This is a genomic window from Falsiruegeria mediterranea M17, assembly GCF_900302455.1.
GTDB classification, from domain to species: domain Bacteria; phylum Pseudomonadota; class Alphaproteobacteria; order Rhodobacterales; family Rhodobacteraceae; genus Falsiruegeria; species Falsiruegeria mediterranea.
The window spans coordinates 143,674-166,342 of record NZ_ONZG01000002.1; the positions used below are offsets into that span (position 1 = coordinate 143,674).

Genomic DNA, 22,669 nt, shown 5'->3' on the forward strand with positions numbered 1-22,669 from the left:
ACTCTCCCCTTTGTCATACCGTGGGATTCACCGCGCTTAGGCGGCAGGCATTCGTCGTTCGATGACCTCGGCATACCAGCTGCAACCAGCCGGGATCGCCTCGTCGTCAAAATTGTATTCCGGGTGATGGCACATGGCCGTGTCCCCGTTACCGATAAAGATGTAGGCGCCCGGACGCTCTTCCAGCATGTAAGCGAAGTCTTCACTCGGCATGATCGGATCGGTGGCGTCGTTGATCGCCCCCGACACCGCCTTGGCGGCCTCAGCCGCGAACGCGGTCTCATCCGGCGTGTTGACCGTCGCGGGATAGCCCGGCGTCCAGGTCATCTCGGCCTTGGCGCCAAAGGCTGAAGCCGTGTCTTCGGCGATCCGGCGCACGCGCTCTTCGGCGATGGCGCGGTATTCGGGATCAAGTGTGCGAACGGTGCCCCGAAGGCGCGCGGTATGGGCGATCACGTTCGAGGCGACACTGTCGGTTTCAAAGGTGCCCACGGTCAGGACCACGCGTTTGATCGGATCAACTGTGCGCGCCACAACCGATTGCAATGTCACAACAATCTGCGATGCAACCAGAGTGGTGTCGACCGAATCATGAGGCGCCGCGGCATGGCCGCCCTTGCCAGTCACCGTGATTTCGAACTCGTCAGACGAAGCCAGCAGGGCGCCGGGGCGGATCGCAAATTCCCCAACCGGCATGCCCGGCATATTGTGCATGCCATAGACCTCTTGAATGCCCCACCGGTCCATCATGCCGTCCTGGCACATCTCAAGACCACCGGCGCCGCCCTCTTCGGCCGGTTGGAAAATCAGCACGGCGGTGCCGTCAAAATTCCGCGTCTCGGCCAGGTATTTCGCAGCCCCTAGCAGCATCGACGTATGTCCGTCGTGCCCGCAAGCGTGCATCTTGCCCTCAACAGTCGAGGCATAGTCCAGCCCCGTTGCCTCGTGGATCGGCAGCGCGTCCATGTCGGCACGCAGGCCAATCACGCGGCCCTTGGTGTCGGTCCGACCCTTGATGGTGGCAACGATACCAGTGCGCCCGATGCCAGGGGTGATCGTATCAACACCAATCTCTTTCAGCCGCTCGCCGACAAATGCTGCGGTCTCTTCGACGTCAAAGAGCAATTCGGGATGCGCATGCAGGTGCCGACGCCAGCCGGTGATTTCGTCATGCATTTCCGCCAGGCGGTTCTTGATTGGCATTTCTCTTCTCCCCTCACTGCTACGCCTCAGGCGTATTTGTCGCCCACATCCTCGCGGACGGGGTGCGTGTCATAGTAGATGCGCATCGCGGTAAAGCGGTCGTCGGGTCCAAAGGTGAAATGATCCACGCCCTCGAACACGATGTTGTCGCCCGATTTCAGCGTCCAGTCATATCGGAACCTTGCCGCGCCGCTGTCCCTGCCCATCAGCAGGTCCAGCACCGTCAACTCGCTGTTGGCCGAGGCGCTGTCGAGACGGGCATAGAAATCCGAGACATTGAGCACACCCAAGAACGGCGAGTGGATCTCTGCCTCGGGTGTGAAAAGCGCCAGGATTGCCGGGATATCTCCGGCGGTCAGGGCCTCAAAATAAGCTTCGATCCGCTCAGTGCGCGTCATGTGGCGTTACTCCGATAATCGGTCCAGCAGGCGTTCCATGAACGCATGGCCAGCGTTGAACTGCTCCACCTTAATAAACTCGTTCGGCTGGTGGGCTTGGGCGATGTCGCCCGGCCCGCAGACCACGGCGGAATAGCCCGCCTCTTGAAACTGTCCGGCCTCGGTGCCGTAGCTGACAACATGGCTGGCATTATCACCGGTGATCTTGCGCACCAATCCCTCGGCCTCGCCATTCTCTTCGGGTTTCAGGCCCGGCACACCAAAGCGCTGATGCACCTCGATCCGCGCCTCGGGATGAATGGCTTGCATCCCCTCTTCGACTTCGCGGATCTTGTCCCTGACCATCGCGGTCAAGGCGTCCTTGTCGGCGTCTGGCACGGCCCGGTAGCCAATATCGAATTGGCAGTGTTTCGCCGTGATATTGGCAGCTGTGCCCCCTTCGATGACGCCGGTGTGCAACGTCGTCCAGGGCGGTTCGAACATCGCCGCGACGGGGGTGGGTTCCTTGGACCGTTCGGCTTCGTTCACCTCATTCGACCACGCGATGATCTTGGCCGCTTCCATGATGGCGTTGACGCCGGTGTGCATGATCGAACTGTGGACCTCGAACCCCCAGACATCGACCCAAAACCCCTGCCCGCCCTTGTGGCCGGTTACAGCCTTCATCATCGATGGCTCGCCAACGATGACGGCTGATCCTTTGGGCAACACCGGCTGCATCGCTTTGATCATCGGCGGCGCGCCGGTGCAGCCGACTTCCTCGTCAAAGCTGAGTGCCAATTGCAACGGGCGCTTAGGGTCGCGGTACTTGGCCTCGACCAGCGCCCAAATGGCGAGCGCGTCAAAGCCTTTCATGTCACAGGTGCCGCGCCCGAAGTATTTGCCGTCGCGCTCAACAACGGTGAACGGGTCACTGTCCCAAGGCTGCCCATCGACCGGCACCACATCCGTGTGCCCCGACAGAACGACGGCCCCTTCTTCCCAGGGGCCGACGTGGGCAAACAAGGCCGCCTTGTGGGGTTGTTCCGGGTCGGGCCATCGGTGGCTTTCGATGCCGTGCTCGTCCAGATACCCCTCGACCCAGTCGATCAATGGCAGGTTGGTGTCCCGGCTGATCGTCGGAAATGAGATCAGCTTGGTCATGATCTCCAGCGGCGATAATCGCTCGGCCATGATGTCCCCTTAGTACCCGCTGTCGGTGGTCAGAACATAATGCCCCGGCTCGACCTCGTTGTATTTCGAAGGTTCGGGGGTGTAATCCAACCCGTGGATAGGCGACGGGATCGGTTTGAAGTTCAGGTCCTTCTCGGACTTGCGCTTGTTCGGATCGGCGATCGGAACGGCCTTCATCAGCGCCTGTGTATAGGGGTGCTGCGGGTTTTCGAACACGCGGTTGCGCGGTCCCAGCTCGACAATCCGGCCCAGATACATCACGCCGACCTGATGGCTGACGCGCTCGACCACGGCCATGTCGTGAGAAATGAACAGATAGCTCAGCCCCAATTCGGCCTGCAACTCCATCATCAGGTTCAGCACCTGCGCCTGCACCGACACGTCAAGCGCCGAGACCGCCTCGTCCGCGATGATCAGCTTTGGGTTCAGGGCCAAGGCACGGGCAATTGCGATTCGCTGACGCTGACCGCCGGACATCTCGTGCGGATAGCGGCGCATGAAGCTGCGCGGTAGTTGTACACGGTCGAACAGGTTCGCCACCCGATCCGTCAGCTCAGACCCGCTGGCAACGCCATAGTTGCGCATCGGCTCGGCCACCTGCTCGAGCAGCTGCATCTGCGGGTTGAGCGAGGCAAACGGGTCTTGGAAAATCATCTGCATATCCAGACGCGCCTTGCGCAGGCCGCCCTGGTCCAGCTTCATGATATCGACGCCATCCAGGTCGATCTCGCCCGCCATGGGTTCGACCAAACGCAGAATAGAGCGGCCTGCAGATGATTTACCGCACCCCGATTCGCCCACCAGGCTCAGGGTCTGGCCCCGGTTGATGGTAAACGACACATCCTCGACCGCGTGCACGTTGGAAATGGTGCGACGGAAAAAACCGCCCTTGACCGGGAACCGTGTGGTCAGGCCCTTGACCCGAAGCAGCACGTCGTTGGTGCCGGGAATGGGATCAAGGTTCTGACCCTCTACCCCCATCAGCTTCATGGGGCTGGGTTCCTTGGTGCCGCGCATCTCTCCCAATTTGGGAACCGCCGCCAGCAGCGCCTTGGTGTAGTCGTGCTGCGGGTTCTCGAAAATTTCCTGAACCGTGCCCTCTTCGACCTTGTTGCCGCGGAACATGACGACAACCCTGTCTGCCATCTGCGCCACAACGGCCATGTCGTGAGTGATGAACATCACCGCCGTACCGGTTTCGCGCTTCAAGCGATCCATCAGCGCCAGAATTTCGGCCTGAATGGTCACATCCAGCGCGGTTGTGGGTTCGTCAGCGATCAGCAGGCGCGGCTCACACGCCATCGCCATGGCAATAACCACACGCTGGCGCATACCACCGGACAACTCGTGCGGGTATTGTTTGAGGCGGCGCTCGGGCTCGGGGATTCGCACCTGGCGCAGCAACTCAAGCGCGCGCGCCTCGGCCTCTTTTTGCGTCATCCCCTTGTGAACGCGCAGCCCCTCGGTCAGCTGACGACCTACGGTAAAGACCGGGTTCAGGGCGGTCATCGGCTCCTGAAAGATCATTCCAATCTCGTTGCCGCGAATCTGTTTCATCAACTCCTGATCGGCATCGGCAAGGTCCATCTCACCGCCATCGCGCCGATCAAACAGCAGTTTTCCACCCGCGATCTCGCCGCCGCCAAACTCGACCAGACGCATCAGCGAGAGGGAAGAGACCGATTTTCCGGACCCGGATTCGCCAACGATACAAACGGTTTCGCCCGGTTTTACTTCGAACGAGACATCCTCGACACCGACAACCGGACCGTCTTTGGTCTGAAATTCGACCCGAAGACCTTTGATCTGTGCAATAGGCTGATCCAGCACGCGCGCGCTCCCCTTTGGTCGCCTTTGGAATTGAGAGCCAAACGCTAAGACCCTGCGAGGGGGAAAGTCAAACGCATAGATTTTCCCGCCACGAAGGCTTGCAATTTTTTGAAACTCTGTTTCGATACGCCTCGTAACCGTTCTCGGGGGGAGAATGGCACTGACGTAACGTGAACTCGTTTCCCGTTTAGTTCCAACCCCTTAACAAAAGAGCGGCACACGCTGAATCCGCGGGCATCGCGGAGATAATCGAGGCACGAATGTGTCCAACATGGAGTGTATAATGAAAGTCAAAGCCCTTTTACTTGGTGCGATCGCAAGCACGGCAATGGCCCCGATGGCCATGGCCGAGCGTGGTTCGGACGGCAACGTCAGCATCATTTACTGGCAGGCGCCTTCCATCCTGAATCCGTTCCTTTCCGGCGGTACGAAGGACGTAGAATCGGCCTCGCTGGTTATTGAACCTCTGGCACGCTACAATCAGGACGGCGTTATGGTGCCATTTCTGGCGTCCGATATTCCGACAGTCAGCAACGGCGGTGTCAGCGAAGACCTGACCCAGATCACATGGAAGATCGCCCCCGGCATCACCTGGTCGGACGGAACGCCCTTTACGTCGGCAGACGTCAAATTCACAGCAGACTACTGCATGCATCCCGAAGGCGGCTGCGCCCAGCTAACCAAATTCGATGGTGTTACGTCAGTCGAAACGCCTGATGACATGACCGTTGTCGTCACTTTCGACAAACCGACCCCTTTCCCGTATGGCCCCTTTGTTGGTGGTGAAAGCCCCATCATCCAAAAGGCTCAGTTTGAAAACTGCATGGGTGCAAAAGCGCCAGAATGCACGACGGAAAACTTTGGCCCGATCGGAACTGGCCCGTTTGTTGTAACCGAGTTCAAACCGAACGACGTGATCACCATGGCGGCGAACGAGAACTATCGTGATCCGGCCAAGCCCGCATTTGCCACTTTGACCTTCAAAGGTGGCGGCGATGCAACTGCGGCTGGTCGCGCGGTTATGGAAACGGGCGAGTTTGACTATGCCTGGAACCTGCAGCTGGCACCCGAAGTGATCGCGCAGATGGAAGCTGGAGGCAAAGGTACGCCTGTTGCAGGTTTCGGCCCGCTGGTCGAGCGTATCATGCTGAACCAAACCAACGCGTCGCCCGACCTGCCTGAAGGCGAGCGTTCGACTGCCAAGCATCCGCACCCGTTCCTGCAGGATCCTGCCGTCTACAAAGCCATGTCCATGGCAATTGACCGCCCGCTGCTGGTGGAAATCGGCTATGGCAAAGCAGGTCAGGTCACCTGTAACTGGGTTCCGGCTCCTGCCGCTGTCAACTCATCGACTTTCTCGTGCGACACCCAAGACATCGCTGGCGCCAACAAGCTGCTGGATGATGCAGGCATCGTTGACACCAACGGTGATGGCGTACGTGAAAAAGACGGTGTGCCGCTCAAAGTTGTCTATCAGACTTCGACAAACGCCGTTCGTCAGGACTTCCAGGCTCTGATCAAAGAGTGGTGGAGCCAGATTGGTATCGAAACCGAGCTGCGTAACCTCAACGCATCGGTCTTCTTCGGTGGTGATCCGGGTTCGCCTGACACCTTCCAGAAGTTCTATGCAGACGTTGAAATGTATGCGAACACCTTCAATGGCACCGACCCGCAGTCCTATCTGGGCAACGGCCTGTGCGACAAAGCACCCAAGCCGGAAAGCCAGTGGCAGGGTGAGAACATCAGCCGCTTCTGCAACGAAGAGTTCGACAAGCTGCACGGTGAACTGACCCAGACAGCTGATGCAGACAAACGTGCCGAAATCGCACGGCGCCTGAACGACATCATGGTTGAAAACGGCGGCATGATCCCGCTGGTTCACCGTGGTCGTCTGTCGGCCCACGCCAACACCCTTGGCGGCGTTGTTCTGAACGTTTGGGACAGCGAACTGTGGAACGCAGCAGACTGGTATCGTAAGACCGGTTCCTAAGCGTTAGCCCTTGCAAAGCCGCGCTCCGATGATTATCGGGGCGCGGCCTCTGGCACCTCGACCCTCAGGTCGCACCCAAGAAAAAGACTCATAAACAAAGGCGCACACGAATGCTGACCTTCACTATCCGACGTTTGGTTCTGGCTGTACCGACGCTTTTGTTCATCAGTCTAGTGATCTTTCTGCTGCTTGAAATGGCACCTGGAGATCCAATGGCGCAGGTTCCTCTGACGGTTCCCCCCGAAGTCAAAGAAAAGATGCGCGAGGCCCTTGGCCTGGGTGAGCCGATGCCCATCCGGTTCTGGAAATGGATCGTACAGTTCTTCTGGATCGAACCGCAGGTGCTGATCGACTATTACCTTGGCACCACTTTCTCCGAAGGCAAGCTGCGCGTGATTTCCTGGCAGACTCGTTCGCCCGTCATGGACATCGTGGTTCAGCGTATCCCGCAGACCCTGTGGGTTGTTGGTACCGCTTACGTTGTTGCCATCATCATCGCCTTGCCCATCGGCATCTACTCTGCCTACCGCCAGTACAGCTGGTTCGACCAGTTGGGCACGTTTGTATCGATGGTCGGCTTCTCGGTTCCGCCCTTCTTCTCGGGCGTTCTGGTGATCGTGATCTTCTCGGTTCAGTTGGGGTGGTTCCCGTCGATTTATGACACCACGCTGGTCGTCGACAGTTGGGACAGTTTCGTAAAGCAGCTGCAACAGATGATCATGCCGGTCATGGTTCTGGCGTTGCAGATCACCGCGCAGCTCAGCCGGTTCATGCGCGCCTCAATGTTGGACAACCTCAACCAGGATTACGTCCGTACCGCACGCGCCAAGGGCCTGAGCGAATATGTCGTGGTCATGGTCCACGTCCTGCGCAACTCGATGATCCCGGTTGTCACCGTGATCGCCCTGGGTATCCCGGCCATCTTCGGCGGCGCCATCATTACCGAGCAGGTGTTCAAGGTGAACGGCATCGGCCAGTTGCTGATCGGTGCCATACAGGCCAACGACCTGCCCATGGTACAGACCCTCACATTTATTTTTGCCGTGCTCATCGTGCTGTTCAACCTGATCGCCGATGTCCTGTATGGCATCCTTGACCCACGGATCCGCTATGACTGAACTAAGCAAAACTCAGACTGAGCTGAACCAACCAGAGCCAACGAAACCGCCGCGCAGCCAATGGCTGGACGTGTGGGATCAGTTCAAGACCCACAAGGGCGCGATGATGGGCGGCGTCTTGTTCTTCCTGATCGTGGCGGGTGTCTACCTTGGGCCGTTTTTCTGGGACATCGATGCAACTCAGATCGACATCCGGTCCCGCAACCAGGGCCCCAGCTGGGCGCACCCCTTTGGCACCGACCAGTTGGGCCGCGACTTGCTGGCGCGCATGATGGCCGGTGGCTCGACATCCGTATCAGTTGGCATCACCGCGATGCTGCTGGCGCTGTTCCTTGGCTCGTTCGTGGGCGTTCTCGCCGGGTTCTTCAAACGGTTGGACGGCCCGCTGATGCGCCTGACCGACCTGTTCCTGGCCCTGCCCCTGCTGCCGCTCTTGCTGGTCATGATGCTGCTGTTCCGCGAACCGCTGAATGCTGCCTTCGGACTTGAGCAAGGCATCTTCATCCTGATCGTGTCGGCCATTGGCATCACCTCGTGGATGCCAACAGCCCGGATCGTGCGCGGTGACGTGCTGGCCCTGAAGGAACGCGAGTTCGTTCTGGCGGCCCGCTCCATCGGAACCACCAACTCCAAGCTGATCACACGGCACATCCTGCCCAACGTACTGTCGCCGATCATGGTCTCGGCCACCTTGGGCATCGCGACCGCGATCATCACCGAAAGTGCCTTGTCGTTCCTGGGCCTGGGCTTCCCGCCCGACTTCCCAACCTGGGGCCGCCTGCTGTTTGATGGCGTCGACTACCTGCAGCAATACCCCGAGCGCGTGATCTGGCCGGGCCTGGCGATCTCGCTGACCGTGCTGAGCGTCAACTATCTGGGTGACGGCCTACGCGATGCTCTGGACCCGCGTATCCGCGGTCGCTGAGCACAGCAAAAAAGAACATTAATCAACGGCCGCCCCGCAACGGGCGGCCGTTTTTCTGCCAGGGGTCTTGGAAACGCAACATCCTCCGCCTTCCCCATTCAGGATCAAGAAACTGTCCCCCTTCACGACGCACCAACATATTCACATAGCCTTGATTGTTGATGAGTGGTGCGCCTAGTGGAGCTGAGAACCCACCCTGGCTGGAGACCCCCATGTTCGAGACATTCGGCTTTGAAGAGACAACCGCAAAACAAGCCAGCGTCGTATTGGCGCTGATCCTTGGCGCGATCTTTGGCTTCCTCGCCGAGCGCACCGGATTTTGCTTTCGTCGCGCCGTGGTAGGAGAGGACCGCCGCTCTGCCGCAGGGGTCTGGATGATGGCTCTCGCTGTGGCCGTGATTGGAACACAATGGGCTGTGTCTGCCGAACTGATCACCTTCGACGAGCACCGTTTCATGGCGTCCGACTTCCCAGTTGTGGCGATCGTTCTGGGTGGCGTGATGTTTGGTATTGGCATGGTGTTGACCCGAGGCTGCGTCTCACGCCTGACTGTATTGGGGGGCACCGGAAACCTGCGCGCCCTGCTGGTCCTGTTGGTGTTTGCCGTGGTGGCCCACGCCATGCTCAAGGGCGTCTTGGCCCCGCTGCGGGTGGCTGTTGGTTCGCTCACTCTTGATCTTGGTCCCAACGTCTCGCTCGCAACCTTGCCCGGTGGCGCCTGGCTCTATGCCGGAGCGTTGGCCGGAGCCGCTCTGATCACGGTCCTACGGTCCGGGAACCGTCCGCTGGTCTTGCTTGGGGCAGCCCTCATCGGTGCATTGGTTCCTTTGGGTTGGGTCGGCACCGGCTACGTCCTGCTGGATGAGTTTGACCCAATCGCCCTGGAAAGCCTGTCCTTCACCTCTCCGGCCGCAGACAGCCTGTTCTACACCGTTGCGTCAACTTCGATCTCTCCGGGCTTTGGCGTGGGCTTGATGGGTGGCGTCCTGACGGGCGCCTTCGTCGCGGCCCTGCTGTTTGGCAGCTTCCGTTGGCAGAGTTTCGAAAGCCCGCGCCAAACCGGGCGCTACCTGGCTGGTGCAGCGCTCATGGGAATGGGCGGGGTTCTTGCCGGTGGCTGCACTGTTGGCGCTGGTTTGTCGGGTGTTCCCACCTTAAGCGTCGCCGCCATTACTGCCCTTCTGTCGATTGCACTCGGCGGCAAATTGGCAGATCACGCTATTCGATCCGCTTCCGGATCCGGCGCACCATCCACCACACCAACCCAACAACCGGCAGAGTAACCAGCGCGGTAATCATCCCCTTGCTCAACCCCGTGGCCGTCAGCGGGTAGAGCAGGTAGGCCGCCAGAGAGACCGCATAATAGCTGATCGCCACCACTGACAACCCCTCGACCGTATGCTGTAACCGCAGGGCCAGATCGGCCCGGCGGTCCATGCTTTCCAGCAAGGCTTGGTTCTGCGCGCTGCGTTCCACATCGACCCGCGTTCGCAGCAGCTCACCTGCCCGGATCGCCCGGTCCGACAGCATCTGCAATCGGTTCTCGGTGGACTTCACGGTGCGCATCGCAGGCTCGTAGCGGCGCATCATGAAGTCCGCAAAGCTCTGCCGTCCTTCAAAGCGTTCCTCACGAAGGGATTGGATACGCTGGTTCACGATGGCCTCGTAAGCCCCCGTTGCGCCAAAGCGGAACGACGACCGCGCTGCCATGGTTTCCAACTGCGTCGACGTCGACAAAAGCTGCGGCAGCATCTCGTCGGCCGGGGCCTCCCCCTCGGTCATTTCCACCATCAATTGCGTGAGACGGACATCCATCTCTCCTAGCCGTTCGTTCAGCGATTTGACGCGCGCAAAGCCCAACATCGACATCGCCTTGTAGGTCTCGACCTCGCACAGGCGTTGCACGATCCGCCCCACCCGCCGCTTTCCGGTGGTCTTGGAGACAAAGACGGCAAAGCGCATGTGCCCGGCTGGATCAATCCGAAAATCCCCCGCCGCAATGGCCGCATCATCCAACATATGCGACACCGCCAGGCTTTCCGGAACAAACCAATCCGCCAAGTGCCGCTTGACCTGCGCCTTGTCAGGGCGATCCAGAACACGCACCATGGCCGAGGTGACCCGTTGCCCCGGCGCCTGCTTCAACCAATCCGCGGGGAAGACTTCAAAATCCGTGGGGTTGAACTCTCGCTCGCTCACCCCGTCCGAAAAGGCTGTATAAGTCACGAACTCGGTGTGCTGCTCCCACTTCAGCCAATGCCGACCGATCTGTCCAGCGTAGTGGGTGGCGTCCGGTTGCGGGTGTGGCGCGCCGTGTCGGTCCAGCAGATCGAGTAGGTGCGCCCTGTCCATGGTCCGGTCACGACCCGCTGCCTGATCCGGCTTCTTGATGGCCAGGAACACCACCGTGCAAGGCGCCTGGGACACCGGGAACGGGCGCGCGTGCAACTCGTTGGCAAGCGCATAGCGCAAGGGATGGTCCTGAATGGGTGGCATGGGGCGTCTCCGGGCTTTGCGCCACTATAACGCCGCCCCTGCAGACATCAATTATCTTTTCAAATCAATAGCTTACCTGAATACAAAGGCATACAAACCCGTCAACACCTTGAAAGGTGGCGGTTTTTCACGCCCCTCCTGCCCTATTTTTCTCGAATGCTTCCCTACACGTGGCAGTGACCCGCAAGAAAAAAGGGCGCTCTGATGAGCGCCCTTTCGCATTACGTGCAAACCTGAGATCAGTTGATCATGGTCAGCAGCGTGTCCAGCGAGGCCTTGGCGTCGCCATAGAACATGCGGGTGTTCTCTTTGTAGAAGAGCGGGTTTTCGATGCCCGAGTAACCCGTGCCCTGACCACGCTTGGACACGAACACCTGCTTGGCCTTCCAGCACTCCAGAACCGGCATGCCGGCGATCGGCGAGTTCGGGTCTTCCTGAGCGGCCGGGTTCACGATGTCGTTCGAGCCGATGACGATGGCCACATCCGTATCCGGGAAGTCATCATTGATCTCGTCCATCTCCATCACGATGTCATATGGCACCTTGGCTTCGGCCAAGAGCACGTTCATGTGCCCCGGCAGACGGCCCGCAACCGGATGGATCGCAAAGCGTACCTCTTTGCCCTTGGCGCGCAGACGACGGGTCAGTTCCGCCACATTCTGCTGTGCCTGTGCAACGGCCATGCCGTAGCCCGGGATGATGATGACGCTGTCAGCTTCGTCCAGAGCCGTTGCCACGCCCTCGGCGTCGATTGCGATCTGCTCGCCTTCGACTTCCATGGCCGGACCAGCAGTGCCGCCAAAGCCGCCCAGGATCACGCTGACGAACGAACGGTTCATCGCCTTACACATGATGTAGGACAGGATCGCACCCGACGAACCGACCAACGCACCAACGACGATCAGCAGATCGTTGCCAAGCGAGAAGCCGATGGCCGCAGCGGCCCACCCCGAGTAGGAGTTCAGCATCGACACAACCACCGGCATGTCGGCACCGCCGATGCCCATGATCAGGTGATAGCCGATAAACAGCGCCGCGATGGTCAGGATCAGAAGCGGGAAGAAACCGCCCGAGTTCAGGTACCAGATCAGGCAGATCAGCGACAGCGCAGCTGCACTGGCGTTCAGCAAGTGACCGCCCGGCAGTTTGGTCGCCGCCGACGTCACCTTGCCCGAAAGCTTGCCATAAGCGATGACCGAACCGGTAAAGGTCACGGCACCGATCCAGATGCCCAGGGCGGCTTCAACACGCAGGATGTTGATCTCGACGCCGTCTTTCTTGGCCAGCAGAGCAGCAAACCCTTCAAGGGTTTTCTTGGTCGCCTCGTCCATGGCCATGACATTGCCAAGTTCGAAATGAGCGTTGAAGCCCACGAACACAGCCGCCAGACCGACAAGCGCGTGCATGCCTGCCACCAATTCCGGCATCTGGGTCATTTCGACCTTAGACGCCAGCTGATAGCCGATCATGCCACCAAGCGCGATCAGGATGATCGACAGCCACCACAGACCGGCACCGGGGCCGATCAGGGTCGCAAAGACCGCAATCGCCATACCGACGATACCATACCAGACGGCGCGCTTGGCGCTTTCCTGACCCGACAGACCGCCGAGCGACAGGATGAAGAGAACAGCCGCAACAACATAGGCGGCAGTCGTAAATCCAAAGTCCATTGTCCTCTACTCCTTAGGATTTCTGGAACATGGCAAGCATGCGCCGTGTCACGAGGAAGCCACCAAAGATGTTGATCCCGGCAAAGAAGACCGAAATCGCAGCGAGCAGGATCACCAGGAACGAACCCGATCCGATCTGCATCACAGCACCCAGAATGATGATCGACGAAATGGCGTTGGTTACAGCCATCAGTGGTGTATGCAAAGAATGCGAGACGTTCCAGATCACCTGGAAGCCCACAAACACGGCCAGAACAAACACGATGAAGTGCTGCATGAAGCTCGCCGGTGCCACCAAACCAACACCCAGCAAAAGAACCGCGCCAACAACCAACAGAGTCACCTGCTGCTTGGTCTGCGCCTTGAACTCTGCAACCTCTTGCTCGCGCTTCTCTTCCGGGGTCAGTTCCTTGACCTCGGGTTTCTTCTGCGCGGCAATCGCAGCCACTTTGGGCGGCGGCGGCGGGAAGGTGATCTCACCCTGATGGGTCACGGTTGCACCGCGGATCACGTCGTCTTCCATGTTGTGATTGATCTGACCGTCTTTCTCAGGGGTCAGGTCCGTCATCATGTGACGGATGTTGGTCGCATAAAGCGTCGAGGCCTGCGCTGCCATCCGGGATGGGAAGTCGGTGTAGCCGATGATGGTCACGCCATTTTCGGTCACGATCTTCTCGTCCATGACGGTCAGCTTGCAGTTGCCGCCTTTTTCAGCCGCAAGGTCGACGATGACCGAACCCGGCTTCATCGCCGCGACCATATCCTCGGTCCACAGCTCGGGCGCTTCGCGGTTGGGGATCAGGGCCGTGGTGATGACGATGTCGACCTCAGGGGCCAGTTCGCGGAATTTGGCCAACTGTGCTTCGCGGAACTCCGGCGAAGACACAGAGGCGTAACCGCCTGTGGCGGCGCCATCCTGTTGTTCTTCTTCGAAGTCCAGGTAGACGAACTCGGCACCCATGGATTCGACCTGTTCTGCCACTTCGGGACGAACGTCGAATGCCAGGGTGATCGCACCCAGCGAGGTCGAGGTGCCGATGGCAGCCAGACCGGCAACGCCCGCGCCCACAACCAGAACCTTGGCCGGGGGCACTTTGCCCGCGGCGGTGATCTGACCGGTGAAGAAACGACCAAAGTTGTTGCCCGCCTCGATCACGGCACGGTAGCCCGCGATGTTGGCCATCGACGACAGCGCGTCCATCTTCTGCGCGCGAGAGATACGCGGCACCATTTCCATGGCGATGACGTTCGCGCCCTTGGACTTGGCCAGCTCCATCCCCTCTTCGTTCCCGGCCGGGTTGAAGAACGAGATCAGCGTCTTGTCGCCGTTCAGGCGTTTCAGCTCGGTCTCGTTGGGTTGGCGCACCTTGGCGATGATGTCGACCTCTTTCCACAGGGCCGCGGCGGTCTTGATGACCTCGACGCCTGCTTCTTCGTACGTCGCATCCGAGAAACCGGCGGCAAGACCTGCCCCGCTTTCGATCGCGCAGTCATAACCAAGTTTCTGCAACTGCAGCGCAGACGCCGGGGTCATCGCGACACGCGCTTCCCCCTCAAATATTTCCTTTGGTGTGCCTATTTTCACCCGTCAGGTCCCCCTTTTTCGCCCAAATTTGGACGCGGTTTGGTTCGGTTCGCAAAGCCATGCCATAAATTGCGCAAGATTATTTCGCAAGCGCAGCATAAAGAACGTTAGGTCCAGTGTCACAAAACTCCTACACCCAACGGCGCGTTTTGCCTTGATATCGGGCAAAATCCGCGCGAAATGCCCGTCTTAGCCGGTTTTCTTCTGGGATGACAAAGCGTCGCTCCAGCAACCAGACGAAAATCGGTACAAGTGGTAGCGCCAACACCGCGTCGAACCGCAGAATCAGCCCAGCCAAGATCAGCACGTCCCCCAGATAAATCGGGTTGCGCGTGCGTTTGAAGATGCCGGTTTGCACCAGCGATTGCGCTGTTTCATGTGGCCAGAGCGTGGTTTTATGCCTGCGCAATTCGGTCACGGCCAACACCATCAGCAAAAGCCCCGCACCGATCAGAATACCGCTCAGCAAGTCGGTGAGCGGCCCTTCCAGTGACATGCCCATGGGCAATACCTGCGCCTGCACCCATGCCAAAGCAGCAAAACCGAGCAGCCAGACCGGCGGCAGATCAAGTGACCGAAGTGTCATTTGCGACGCTCCATTGATGAAATACGCCCCTTGCTGAAATTTCACAGCCCCCCCCCTACCGCATGACGACAGGGTTTGTACAGGCCTTCGTGGGCGAACGCACAGAAAGGGACGGTATCCCTGCGCAGACAGCCGTGCCGGAACCAAATTCCGCCATGCTGCATTGCAGTCCGAAAGGCGCGATACCAACATGTGACGGAACGGCGCAGCTTGTCACATAAGGTCACCACGATAGGGTTATGGCGACAGCTGGAGGAGCGAATATGAGTTTGCAAGGAAAACATGCGCTGGTCACGGGCGGCGGCACGGGGATCGGACTGGCCATTGCACGCGCCCTGGCCGATGAGGGTGCCCATGTGACAATCACCGGACGCCGCCAAGAGGTGCTGGAAGAGGTCGCAACCGACAATATGACCGCCATGGCCATGGATGTTCGAGACGAGGACGACGTGACCACCAAAATCGCGGCTGCTGTCGCAAAGAATGGTCCGATCCAGATCTCGGTTCCAAATGCGGGGATTGCCGAGGGCAAGATGCTGCAAAAGACCGACATGGAGTTTTGGCGCAACATCATGGCCACCAATCTGGACGGCGCGTTCCTGACGATCCGCGAAAGCCTGCGTTCAATGCTGGACACCGACTGGGGCCGCGTGATCCCGGTGGCCTCGATCGCGGGCCTGCGCGGTGCGCCAGGGGCCGGTGCCTATGCGGCATCCAAACACGGGCTGGTGGGATTGACCCGCACCTATTCCGAAGAGTTCATCGGCACGCCCTATACGTTCAACGCGCTCTGCCCCGGCTATGTGGACACGCCAATCGTGGACCGCAACACCGTTTCGATTTCCGAGCGCGCGGGCGTGAGCAAAGAAGACGCGCTCAAGATGATGGTCAGTTCCAACCGCCACAAACGCCTGATCGCGCCGGAAGAAGTCGCCGCCGCCGCGCTCTGGCTTGTGCGCCCCGGATCGGAGAGCATGAACGGCCAGTGCATCGAAATTTCAGGCGGCAAGATCTGACGCGACTGCGACAACGGGCCTGTTGAGTTTCAACACCTTGCCCTCTCAACTGATGAACGAAGAATATCGGAACGAGGAAGGGAACAGGTGTGCCCAAGGCGGTTGTTCTGGGTGGTTATGGCCTGATCGGATCGGCCTGCATGCGCGCCTTGGCGCAATCCGGCTTTGACGTCGTCGGATTGGGCCGCTCTCACAAGGCCGCCGAGATTGCAGATGCCACGGCCCAATGGATCATCCGCGACATCTCGACGATCTCTGTCGCCGAATGGCGCGAAATACTTGTTAATGTGGATGTGGTCGTAAATGCAGCCGGGGCGTTGCAGGACGGGCTGCTCGATGATCTAGAGGCCATTCACGTCACCGCCATAGCGCAATTGGCCCAAGCAGCAGCGGACCTGCCCGTGCGGGTCATCCAGATTTCGGCCGCGGGTGTGACCGAGCAATCCTCTACCGCCTTCTTTCGCACCAAGGCGCGCGGGGATGCGGCTCTGATGAGCAGTTTACAGAATTGCGTTATCCTGCGCCCCACCCTGTTGCTGGCCCCTCAGGCCTATGGCGGCACGGCCGTGTTGCGCGCGGCGGCTGCGATCCCTTTCGTCCATCCAGTTGTCCTGCCCGATGCGCAAATCCAGACCGTGCACATCGACGACGTGACCGCTGCCGTTGTCCTGGCCGCCAATGGCAAAATCCCGGCAGGCACAATCGCTGATCTGACAGAACCCGAGGCGCAGAGCTTGCCTGACTTGATCGCGCGGATACGCGCCTGGCAAGGGTGGCCAACCCCACGTGTTTCACTTCGCCTGCCTGGGGTCAGTCTCTCTGCTACGGGACGGATTGCTGACCTGCTGGGACTTCTCGGCTGGCGCTCACCGCTCAGAACCACCGCCCTGCGGGTTCTGTCCGACGGGGTACGCGGTGATCCGAAAGCCTGGGACGCCGCTGGCGGGCCACCCTGCCGGGCTCTGGAGGACACATTGCGCGCCCTGCCCTCGACGCGGCAAGAGCGGCTCTATGCGCGGGCCTACCTCGCCCTGCCCATCGCCATCGGTGTTTTGGCGCTGTTCTGGCTGTTGTCCGGGGTGATCGCGCTGCTTGATCTGCAGCGAACGATGGCCGTGCTGGTCGATCAAAACGCACCCCGTTGGATGATCGCCCCGAGTGTCATCGGGGGTGCTGTAGCCGACGTCCTGCTTGGCCTCGCCATCCTCTATCGTCCGTGGACCAAACGGGCCGCCTTGGGCATGATGGCTCTGTCGGGGGCCTATCTGCTGGGCGGGTTGGCGCTAGCCCCCGCCCTTTGGTCCGACCCTCTTGGGCCGATGATCAAAGTGTTCCCGGGCATCGTCCTGGCGTTGATGGTTTGGCTGATGGTGGAGGACAGATGACCTATGAGGTGCTCCTTTTTGTGCATGTCATCGGCGCCATGGTTCTCTTGGGCACCGGCGCCGGTATCGCCTTTTTCATGGTCATGTCGAACCGTAGCAAGGACCCGTACCTGATCGCCCATGTGGCGGGCGTCGTTGTGCTGGCAGATACGCTCTTTACCGCGACGGCCGCCATCTTTCAGCCGGTTACCGGCTACCTTCTGGCCCGAGAGGTCGGCTGGCCGCTGCTCGAAGGCTGGGTCGCCCTCTCACTTTTGCTTTACGTCTTTGTTGGCGCCGTCTGGCTTCCTGTGGTGTGGATACAAATCAGGATGCGCGATCTTGCAATCAACGCACGCGACAGTGGGCAGGATTTACCGCCTGCGTATCACCGCCTTTATCGCATCTGGTTCGCCTGCGGTTTTCCGGCGTTTGCCGCAGTGTTGGCAATTGTCTGGCTAATGCTGACCAAGCCCGCCCTCTAGAACTGCCCCAAAACCAAGTCGGTATCCAAAAAATCGCGATCCAGTTCAGAAGAGTGAATACCAGCCCTCAAGATATTGAAAACATGTCAGTATCTCCAGTTTCCCCCTTAGATCGATCTCCGGGCCCCCTTGCTTTTTCCCAGGTACTACACACAAAAGCTGGACAGATACCTGAGTTGTGCGATACCCACGACGCAAGATACTTCAAGCTTAAAATATATCTGAGAGGCCATCATGACCGACTTCGCTGCCACCAAGGCCATGTTCGAGTTGCCCGAGGGCGTGATCTATCTGGACGGCAATTCGCTGGGGCCCCTTCCCAAGGCCGCAGGCGCGCGCGTTCAGTCCATGATGACCGACGAATGGGGCCAGATGCTGATCACCGGCTGGAACAAGGCCGGGTGGATGGCAAAACCCACCGATCTGGGGGATCGCATCGGCCGCCTGATCGGGGCAGAACCAGGCAGTATCGTCACCGGCGACACCCTGTCGATCAAGGTCTACCAAGCGGTCGCCTCGGCGCTGGAGCTGAACCCCGGCCGTAAGGTTGTCCTATCCGACAACGGCAACTTCCCCACCGACCTTTACATGGCCGATGGGCTAATGCGTTCGCTTGGGGATGATTACGAACTGCGTGTGGTCGACCCCAACGCGGTAGGTGACAACCTGACTGACGACGTCGCAGTGCTGATGATCACCGAGGTCGACTATCGGAGCGGGCGCAAACACGACATGAAGGCGCTGACCGAAAAGGCTCACGCCAACGGGATCGTCACCGTCTGGGATCTGGCGCATTCGGCCGGAGCGTTGCCGGTAGATCTGGCGGGCTGCAAGGCCGATTTCGCGGTTGGCTGCACCTACAAATACCTCAACGGTGGGCCTGGCGCGCCCGCGTTCATCTATGTGGCACCGCGCCATGCCGATCAGGTGCGCCCGGCGCTGTCCGGCTGGCTGGGTCATCAAGCGCCCTTTGCCTTTGATCTGGATTACCGCCCAGGTTCCGGGATCGAGCGCATGCGCGTTGGCACCCCGCCCGTCATTCAAATGACCGCTCTTGAAACGGCAATGGACGTCTGGGACTTGGCCGACATCCATGAGGTGCGCGCCAAGTCCATCGAATTGACCGAATTGTTCATTGCCGAGGTCGAAGCAAACTGCCCCATGCTCGCGTTGGCCAGCCCGCGCGATGCAGAGGTCCGAGGTAGCCAGGTGTCGTTCAGCTTTGAAGATGGCTATGCCGCAATGCAGGCGATCATCGAGCGTGGTGTCATTGGTGATTTCCGCGCCCCCGACATCATGCGGTTTGGCTTCACCCCGCTCTACATCGACGAGGGCGACGTGCATGCCGCCGTGGCAATCATTTCAGATGTGATGAACAACAAACTGTGGGACCGGCCGGAATACAAAGTCCGCAACCGCGTTACTTGATGGACAGCCCAGCCCCTGCGATGGCCGCCAGCAGGCTGACGCGGGCGGTATAGACCTCAAAATCAGGGGCGTGGAGTTTCACGCCCTTGAGCGCCGTGGTCAGCGTTGCCGCGATCTCGGACGCGCCGCCCGGCAGATGCACCCGGCCTTTGGCGGCCTCTTGGCTCATCCACTCGGCATAAAGCGCCTGCAATGCGCCCTCACCTGCATCGACAAGATCAGAGGCCATGCTAGAGCTGGCATCTAGCAATTCCATGCCATGCGGAGAAGCCAGCAACACTGCAATGCCTTCGCCCTGCTTGAGCATTGCGGCGCTCAGCAATTCCGTCACAGACCCGCGCGCACACAAAGCCTCGGACACGGCCGTTGTGGCTTTGTCATAGTGATGCTGAACAAGGCTGCGGCAGATGTCTTCCTTGTTGCGATAGTGCTGATACAGCGCCGGCCGCGACATGCCTGCACCGCGCGCGATGTCGTCCATCGACGTCTTGCGGAACCCATAGGTCGCAAAGGCCTGAAACGCCGAGCCAAGGATTGCCTGCTGCTTTGGATCAGTGCTGATGTCTTTCATGCTTCATGCTCTGACAGTTTTTGTTCAAACTGTCAATTGACACCCTGACACTTTACATTAAATATGTCAGGAACCCTAGCTAAAGCGGAGACCAACGCGCCATGGCCACCACACTCACCATCAACGGCAAGACCCATCAGGTCGACCTGCCCGACGACGTGCCCCTGCTTTGGGTGCTGCGGGACGAAGTTGGATTGACCGGAACCAAGTTTGGCTGCGGCGTTGCCGCGTGCGGCGCGTGTACCGTACACATCAACGGCGAGGCGGTGCGCAGCTGCCAGACGTCGCTGTCAGATGTCGACGGCCCCGTTACCACGATCGAAGGGATCGGCACGCCTGACAGCCTGGCCGCCATTCAAAAAGCCTGGGTCGAAAATCAGGTCGCACAGTGTGGTTATTGCCAGTCAGGTCAGATCATGCAAGCGGCCTCGCTATTGGCCGAGAACCCCTCGCCCACGGATGCCGACATCGATGATGCGATGCAAGGCAACCTGTGCCGCTGTGGCACCTACCCCCGTATCCGTGCCGCGATCCATGAAGCGGCCAGCAAGATCAAGGAGGCCTGATCCATGGGTATCGGAAAAATCCTGCGCCGCACCTTCCTGATCGGCTCGGCTGCCATCGTTGGCGGTGTGGCCTTTGGTGCCTATCGCGTCACACGTGCCGCCCCCAATCCGCTGGACCCCAGCGAAGGTCAGGCCGCACTCAACCCCTTTGTCCTCATCGACCAGAATGGCGTGACGCTCTTTGCGCCGCGCGCCGAGATGGGCCAAGGCGTCAAAACCTCTTGGGCGGCGCTGATCGCTGAAGAGCTGGATGTCGAGCTGGAGCAGGTCAACGTTCTGCACGGACCTGCGGCTGCGGCGTACTACAACTCGGCTTTCCTGTCTGACGGTCTGCCCGGCAAGGGATATGACAAGAGCGATTTCCAGCACAATCTGGGCGAGGCTCTGGGTGTCATCGGCAAATCGCTGTCCTTGCATGGCACCGGCGGCTCGACCTCGATGAAGGACGGGTTCATCCGCATGCGCGAGGCCGGCGCCAGTGCGCGCGAGACCATCAAGCAGGCCGCAGCCGAACAGTTGGGCGTGGATCGCAGCCAGCTGAAAACCGAGGCCGGACAGGTGATTGCACCCGACGGCACCGCGATCCCTTATGCCGAGCTGGCCGAGGCCACAGCCGGGCTTGAACCGGTCGAGGCTGAGCTGCGCGATCCGGCCGAATGGCGCTATCTGGGCCGCAGCCAACCGCGGGTGGACATGGTGGGTAAATCCACCGGCACGGCCGAATTTGCCATCGATGTGCGCCTGCCGGGGATGAAATTCGCCACCGTGCGCCGTAACCCCAAGCTGGGTAGTGGGATGAAGGCGTTCGAAGATCGCGATGCCAAGTCCATGCCGGGTGTCGAAAAGATTATCGACATCGGCGACGGCATCGCTGTGATCGGCACCAACACTTGGCTGGTCATTCAAGCCGCCGAAGCGGTCGAGATCGAATGGGAAGATGCCACATATCCGCCCACAACGGACGCGATTTTCGATCAGATCGCCAAGGCCTTTGACGGCTCACCAAACTCGACAATGCGCGACGACGGTGACGTGGATACGCCGGTCGAAGGCGCGACAGAGATCACAGCCGATTACACAGCCCCCTATCTGGCCCATTCAACCATGGAACCAATGACAGCTGCCGCTCAGCTGGACGGCAACGGGTTGCAGGTCTGGACCGGCACGCAGATGCCGCTCTTTGCGCAAATGCGGGCCGCCAGTGTCGCCGGGCTGGAAAGCGAACAGGTCGAGATCAACACCACCTATCTGGGTGGTGGTTTTGGACGCCGGTTGGAGCTGGACTTTGTCGAAGTCGCGGTCAAGGTCGCCATGGCGGTCCCCGGCACGCCCGTCCTCACCACCTGGTCGCGTGAGGAAGACATGCGCCACGACTATTTCCGCCCTGGTGCGATGGCCCGACTGCGCGGCGCGGTCAAGGACGGCAAAGCGGTTCTGATCGACGGTCATGTTGCGGCACAATCGCCTGTTCAGCAGGCGATGGAGCGGATCACCGGAATCGCCGGTGGCGGCCCCGACAAGATCCTGGTAGAAGGGTTCTTCAATCAGCCCTATGCCGTTCCCAATTATCGCATGAGCGGCTACGTGGCGGACGTACAGGTTCCGGTAGGCTTCTGGCGCTCGGTCGGCAACAGCTACAACGGTTTCTTCCATGAGACGTTCATGGATGAGCTGGCCCATGCCGCTGGTCGTGATCCGCTTGAGTTCAGACTGGAGCATGCCCGCAACGAATGGGATGTGGCGGCCCGGTGCCTTGAGAAAGTGCGCGACATGTCCGGCTGGACCGGCAAGACACCCGATGGTGTGGGACGCGGTGTTGCCATGACCTACAGCTTTGGCACACCCGTTGCGCAGGTGATCGAGGTGGTGGATGAGGATGGCACCATTCGCATCAACAAGGCTTGGATTGCCTGTGACATGGGGCTGGCGATTGATCCGCATGTGGTCAAAGCGCAGATGTTCGGTGGCATGATGTACGGCCTGTCGGCGGCGTGCTTTGGTGAGATCACCTTTGACGAAGGCGAAGTGGAACAGTGGAACTTCCCCGACTACGATGCCTTGCGGATGCACTCTGCCCCCGAGGTTGAGGTTGAGGTGCTGGAAACCAACCGCTTCATGGGCGGCGCAGGAGAACCAGGCACACCACCGTCGATGCCCGCGCTTGGCAATGCGCTCTTTGATCTGACGGGGACACGCGCGCGCAGTCTGCCCCTGAGCCACACCTTCGATCTGTTGATCTGAGACCGGCAAAACGCGACCGGC

At 59.9% G+C, this 22,669-nt stretch carries 19 protein-coding genes; 10 read left to right on the forward strand and 9 right to left on the reverse strand.

Annotated features, from left to right (window positions below; translation table 11 throughout):
* Positions 1-36: 36 nt before the first annotated feature.
* The 4 genes from TRM7615_RS04030 to TRM7615_RS04045 are packed head-to-tail and all read right to left on the reverse strand — an operon-like array spanning position 37 to position 4,604.
* Positions 37-1,203, reverse strand: a complete 1,167-nt coding sequence (locus TRM7615_RS04030; RefSeq protein ID WP_108785630.1) for a M20 aminoacylase family protein — start codon at positions 1,201-1,203, stop codon at positions 37-39.
* 26 nt (positions 1,204-1,229) lie between these two features.
* Positions 1,230-1,601, reverse strand: coding sequence for a nuclear transport factor 2 family protein (locus TRM7615_RS04035; protein ID WP_108785631.1), 372 nt, complete (start codon positions 1,599-1,601; stop codon positions 1,230-1,232).
* A gap of 6 nt (positions 1,602-1,607) precedes the next feature.
* Positions 1,608-2,774, reverse strand: coding sequence for an acetylornithine deacetylase (argE, locus tag TRM7615_RS04040; RefSeq protein WP_108785632.1), 1,167 nt, complete (start codon positions 2,772-2,774; stop codon positions 1,608-1,610).
* A gap of 9 nt (positions 2,775-2,783) precedes the next feature.
* Complete coding sequence (locus TRM7615_RS04045; protein WP_108785633.1) at positions 2,784-4,604, reverse strand: ABC transporter ATP-binding protein; 1,821 nt, start codon at positions 4,602-4,604, stop codon at positions 2,784-2,786.
* Positions 4,605-4,887: 283 nt separating this feature from the next.
* Here TRM7615_RS04045 and TRM7615_RS04050 point away from each other — a divergent pair, with 283 nt between their 5' ends.
* From TRM7615_RS04050 to TRM7615_RS04065, 4 genes are all read left to right on the forward strand, one after another.
* Positions 4,888-6,594 carry a peptide ABC transporter substrate-binding protein gene (locus tag TRM7615_RS04050; protein WP_108785634.1) on the forward strand — a complete coding sequence of 569 codons (1,707 nt, stop codon included), beginning with the start codon at positions 4,888-4,890 and terminating at the stop codon, positions 6,592-6,594.
* Positions 6,595-6,704: 110 nt separating this feature from the next.
* Positions 6,705-7,712, forward strand: coding sequence for an ABC transporter permease (locus tag TRM7615_RS04055; protein ID WP_108785635.1), 1,008 nt, complete (start codon positions 6,705-6,707; stop codon positions 7,710-7,712).
* A complete protein-coding gene (locus tag TRM7615_RS04060; protein ID WP_108785636.1) occupies positions 7,705-8,637 on the forward strand; it encodes an ABC transporter permease in 933 nt (310 codons plus the stop codon). The genes TRM7615_RS04055 and TRM7615_RS04060 overlap by 8 nt, the downstream gene beginning before the upstream one ends.
* Before the next feature lie 212 nt (positions 8,638-8,849).
* Positions 8,850-9,920 carry a YeeE/YedE family protein gene (locus TRM7615_RS04065; protein ID WP_108785637.1) on the forward strand — a complete coding sequence of 357 codons (1,071 nt, stop codon included), beginning with the start codon at positions 8,850-8,852 and terminating at the stop codon, positions 9,918-9,920.
* On the opposite strand, the gene TRM7615_RS04070 is transcribed toward TRM7615_RS04065, so the two are convergent.
* From TRM7615_RS04070 to TRM7615_RS04085, 4 genes are all read right to left on the reverse strand, one after another.
* A complete protein-coding gene (locus TRM7615_RS04070; protein ID WP_108785638.1) occupies positions 9,856-11,133 on the reverse strand; it encodes a DUF3422 family protein in 1,278 nt (425 codons plus the stop codon). The genes TRM7615_RS04065 and TRM7615_RS04070 overlap by 65 nt on opposite strands.
* Positions 11,134-11,372: 239 nt before the next feature.
* On the reverse strand, positions 11,373-12,806 hold the full coding sequence (locus TRM7615_RS04075; RefSeq protein ID WP_108785639.1) for an NAD(P)(+) transhydrogenase (Re/Si-specific) subunit beta: 1,434 nt from the start codon (positions 12,804-12,806) through the stop codon (positions 11,373-11,375).
* A gap of 13 nt (positions 12,807-12,819) precedes the next feature.
* The gene (locus TRM7615_RS04080; RefSeq protein ID WP_108785640.1) at positions 12,820-14,391 is read right to left on the reverse strand and encodes a Re/Si-specific NAD(P)(+) transhydrogenase subunit alpha; all 1,572 of its coding nucleotides are present in this window, start codon (positions 14,389-14,391) and stop codon (positions 12,820-12,822) included.
* 130 nt (positions 14,392-14,521) lie between these two features.
* A complete protein-coding gene (locus TRM7615_RS04085; RefSeq protein WP_108785641.1) occupies positions 14,522-14,977 on the reverse strand; it encodes a methyltransferase family protein in 456 nt (151 codons plus the stop codon).
* A 263-nt stretch (positions 14,978-15,240) separates the two neighbouring features.
* Here TRM7615_RS04085 and TRM7615_RS04090 point away from each other — a divergent pair, with 263 nt between their 5' ends.
* The 4 genes from TRM7615_RS04090 to kynU all read left to right on the forward strand — a co-directional run bounded on the left by TRM7615_RS04090 (position 15,241) and on the right by kynU (position 19,270).
* Positions 15,241-15,993 carry an SDR family NAD(P)-dependent oxidoreductase gene (locus tag TRM7615_RS04090; protein ID WP_108785642.1) on the forward strand — a complete coding sequence of 251 codons (753 nt, stop codon included), beginning with the start codon at positions 15,241-15,243 and terminating at the stop codon, positions 15,991-15,993.
* 89 nt (positions 15,994-16,082) lie between these two features.
* Positions 16,083-17,378, forward strand: a complete 1,296-nt coding sequence (locus TRM7615_RS04095) for an SDR family oxidoreductase (RefSeq protein WP_108785643.1) — start codon at positions 16,083-16,085, stop codon at positions 17,376-17,378.
* A complete protein-coding gene (locus TRM7615_RS04100; protein WP_108785644.1) occupies positions 17,375-17,842 on the forward strand; it encodes a DUF2269 family protein in 468 nt (155 codons plus the stop codon). Before TRM7615_RS04095 ends, TRM7615_RS04100 begins: the two co-directional genes overlap by 4 nt.
* A gap of 234 nt (positions 17,843-18,076) precedes the next feature.
* Complete coding sequence (kynU, locus tag TRM7615_RS04105) at positions 18,077-19,270, forward strand: kynureninase (RefSeq protein ID WP_108785645.1); 1,194 nt, start codon at positions 18,077-18,079, stop codon at positions 19,268-19,270.
* Here kynU and TRM7615_RS04110 read toward each other — a convergent pair.
* On the reverse strand, positions 19,263-19,841 hold the full coding sequence (locus TRM7615_RS04110) for a TetR/AcrR family transcriptional regulator (protein ID WP_108785646.1): 579 nt from the start codon (positions 19,839-19,841) through the stop codon (positions 19,263-19,265). The genes kynU and TRM7615_RS04110 overlap by 8 nt on opposite strands.
* Before the next feature lie 101 nt (positions 19,842-19,942).
* On the opposite strand from TRM7615_RS04110, the gene TRM7615_RS04115 reads away from it, so the two are divergent.
* Both TRM7615_RS04115 and TRM7615_RS04120 read left to right on the forward strand, forming a co-directional pair.
* The gene (locus TRM7615_RS04115) at positions 19,943-20,407 is read left to right on the forward strand and encodes a (2Fe-2S)-binding protein (protein WP_108785647.1); all 465 of its coding nucleotides are present in this window, start codon (positions 19,943-19,945) and stop codon (positions 20,405-20,407) included.
* Between the two features lie 3 nt (positions 20,408-20,410).
* Positions 20,411-22,648, forward strand: coding sequence for a xanthine dehydrogenase family protein molybdopterin-binding subunit (locus TRM7615_RS04120; RefSeq protein WP_108785648.1), 2,238 nt, complete (start codon positions 20,411-20,413; stop codon positions 22,646-22,648).
* Positions 22,649-22,669 lie beyond the last annotated feature (21 nt).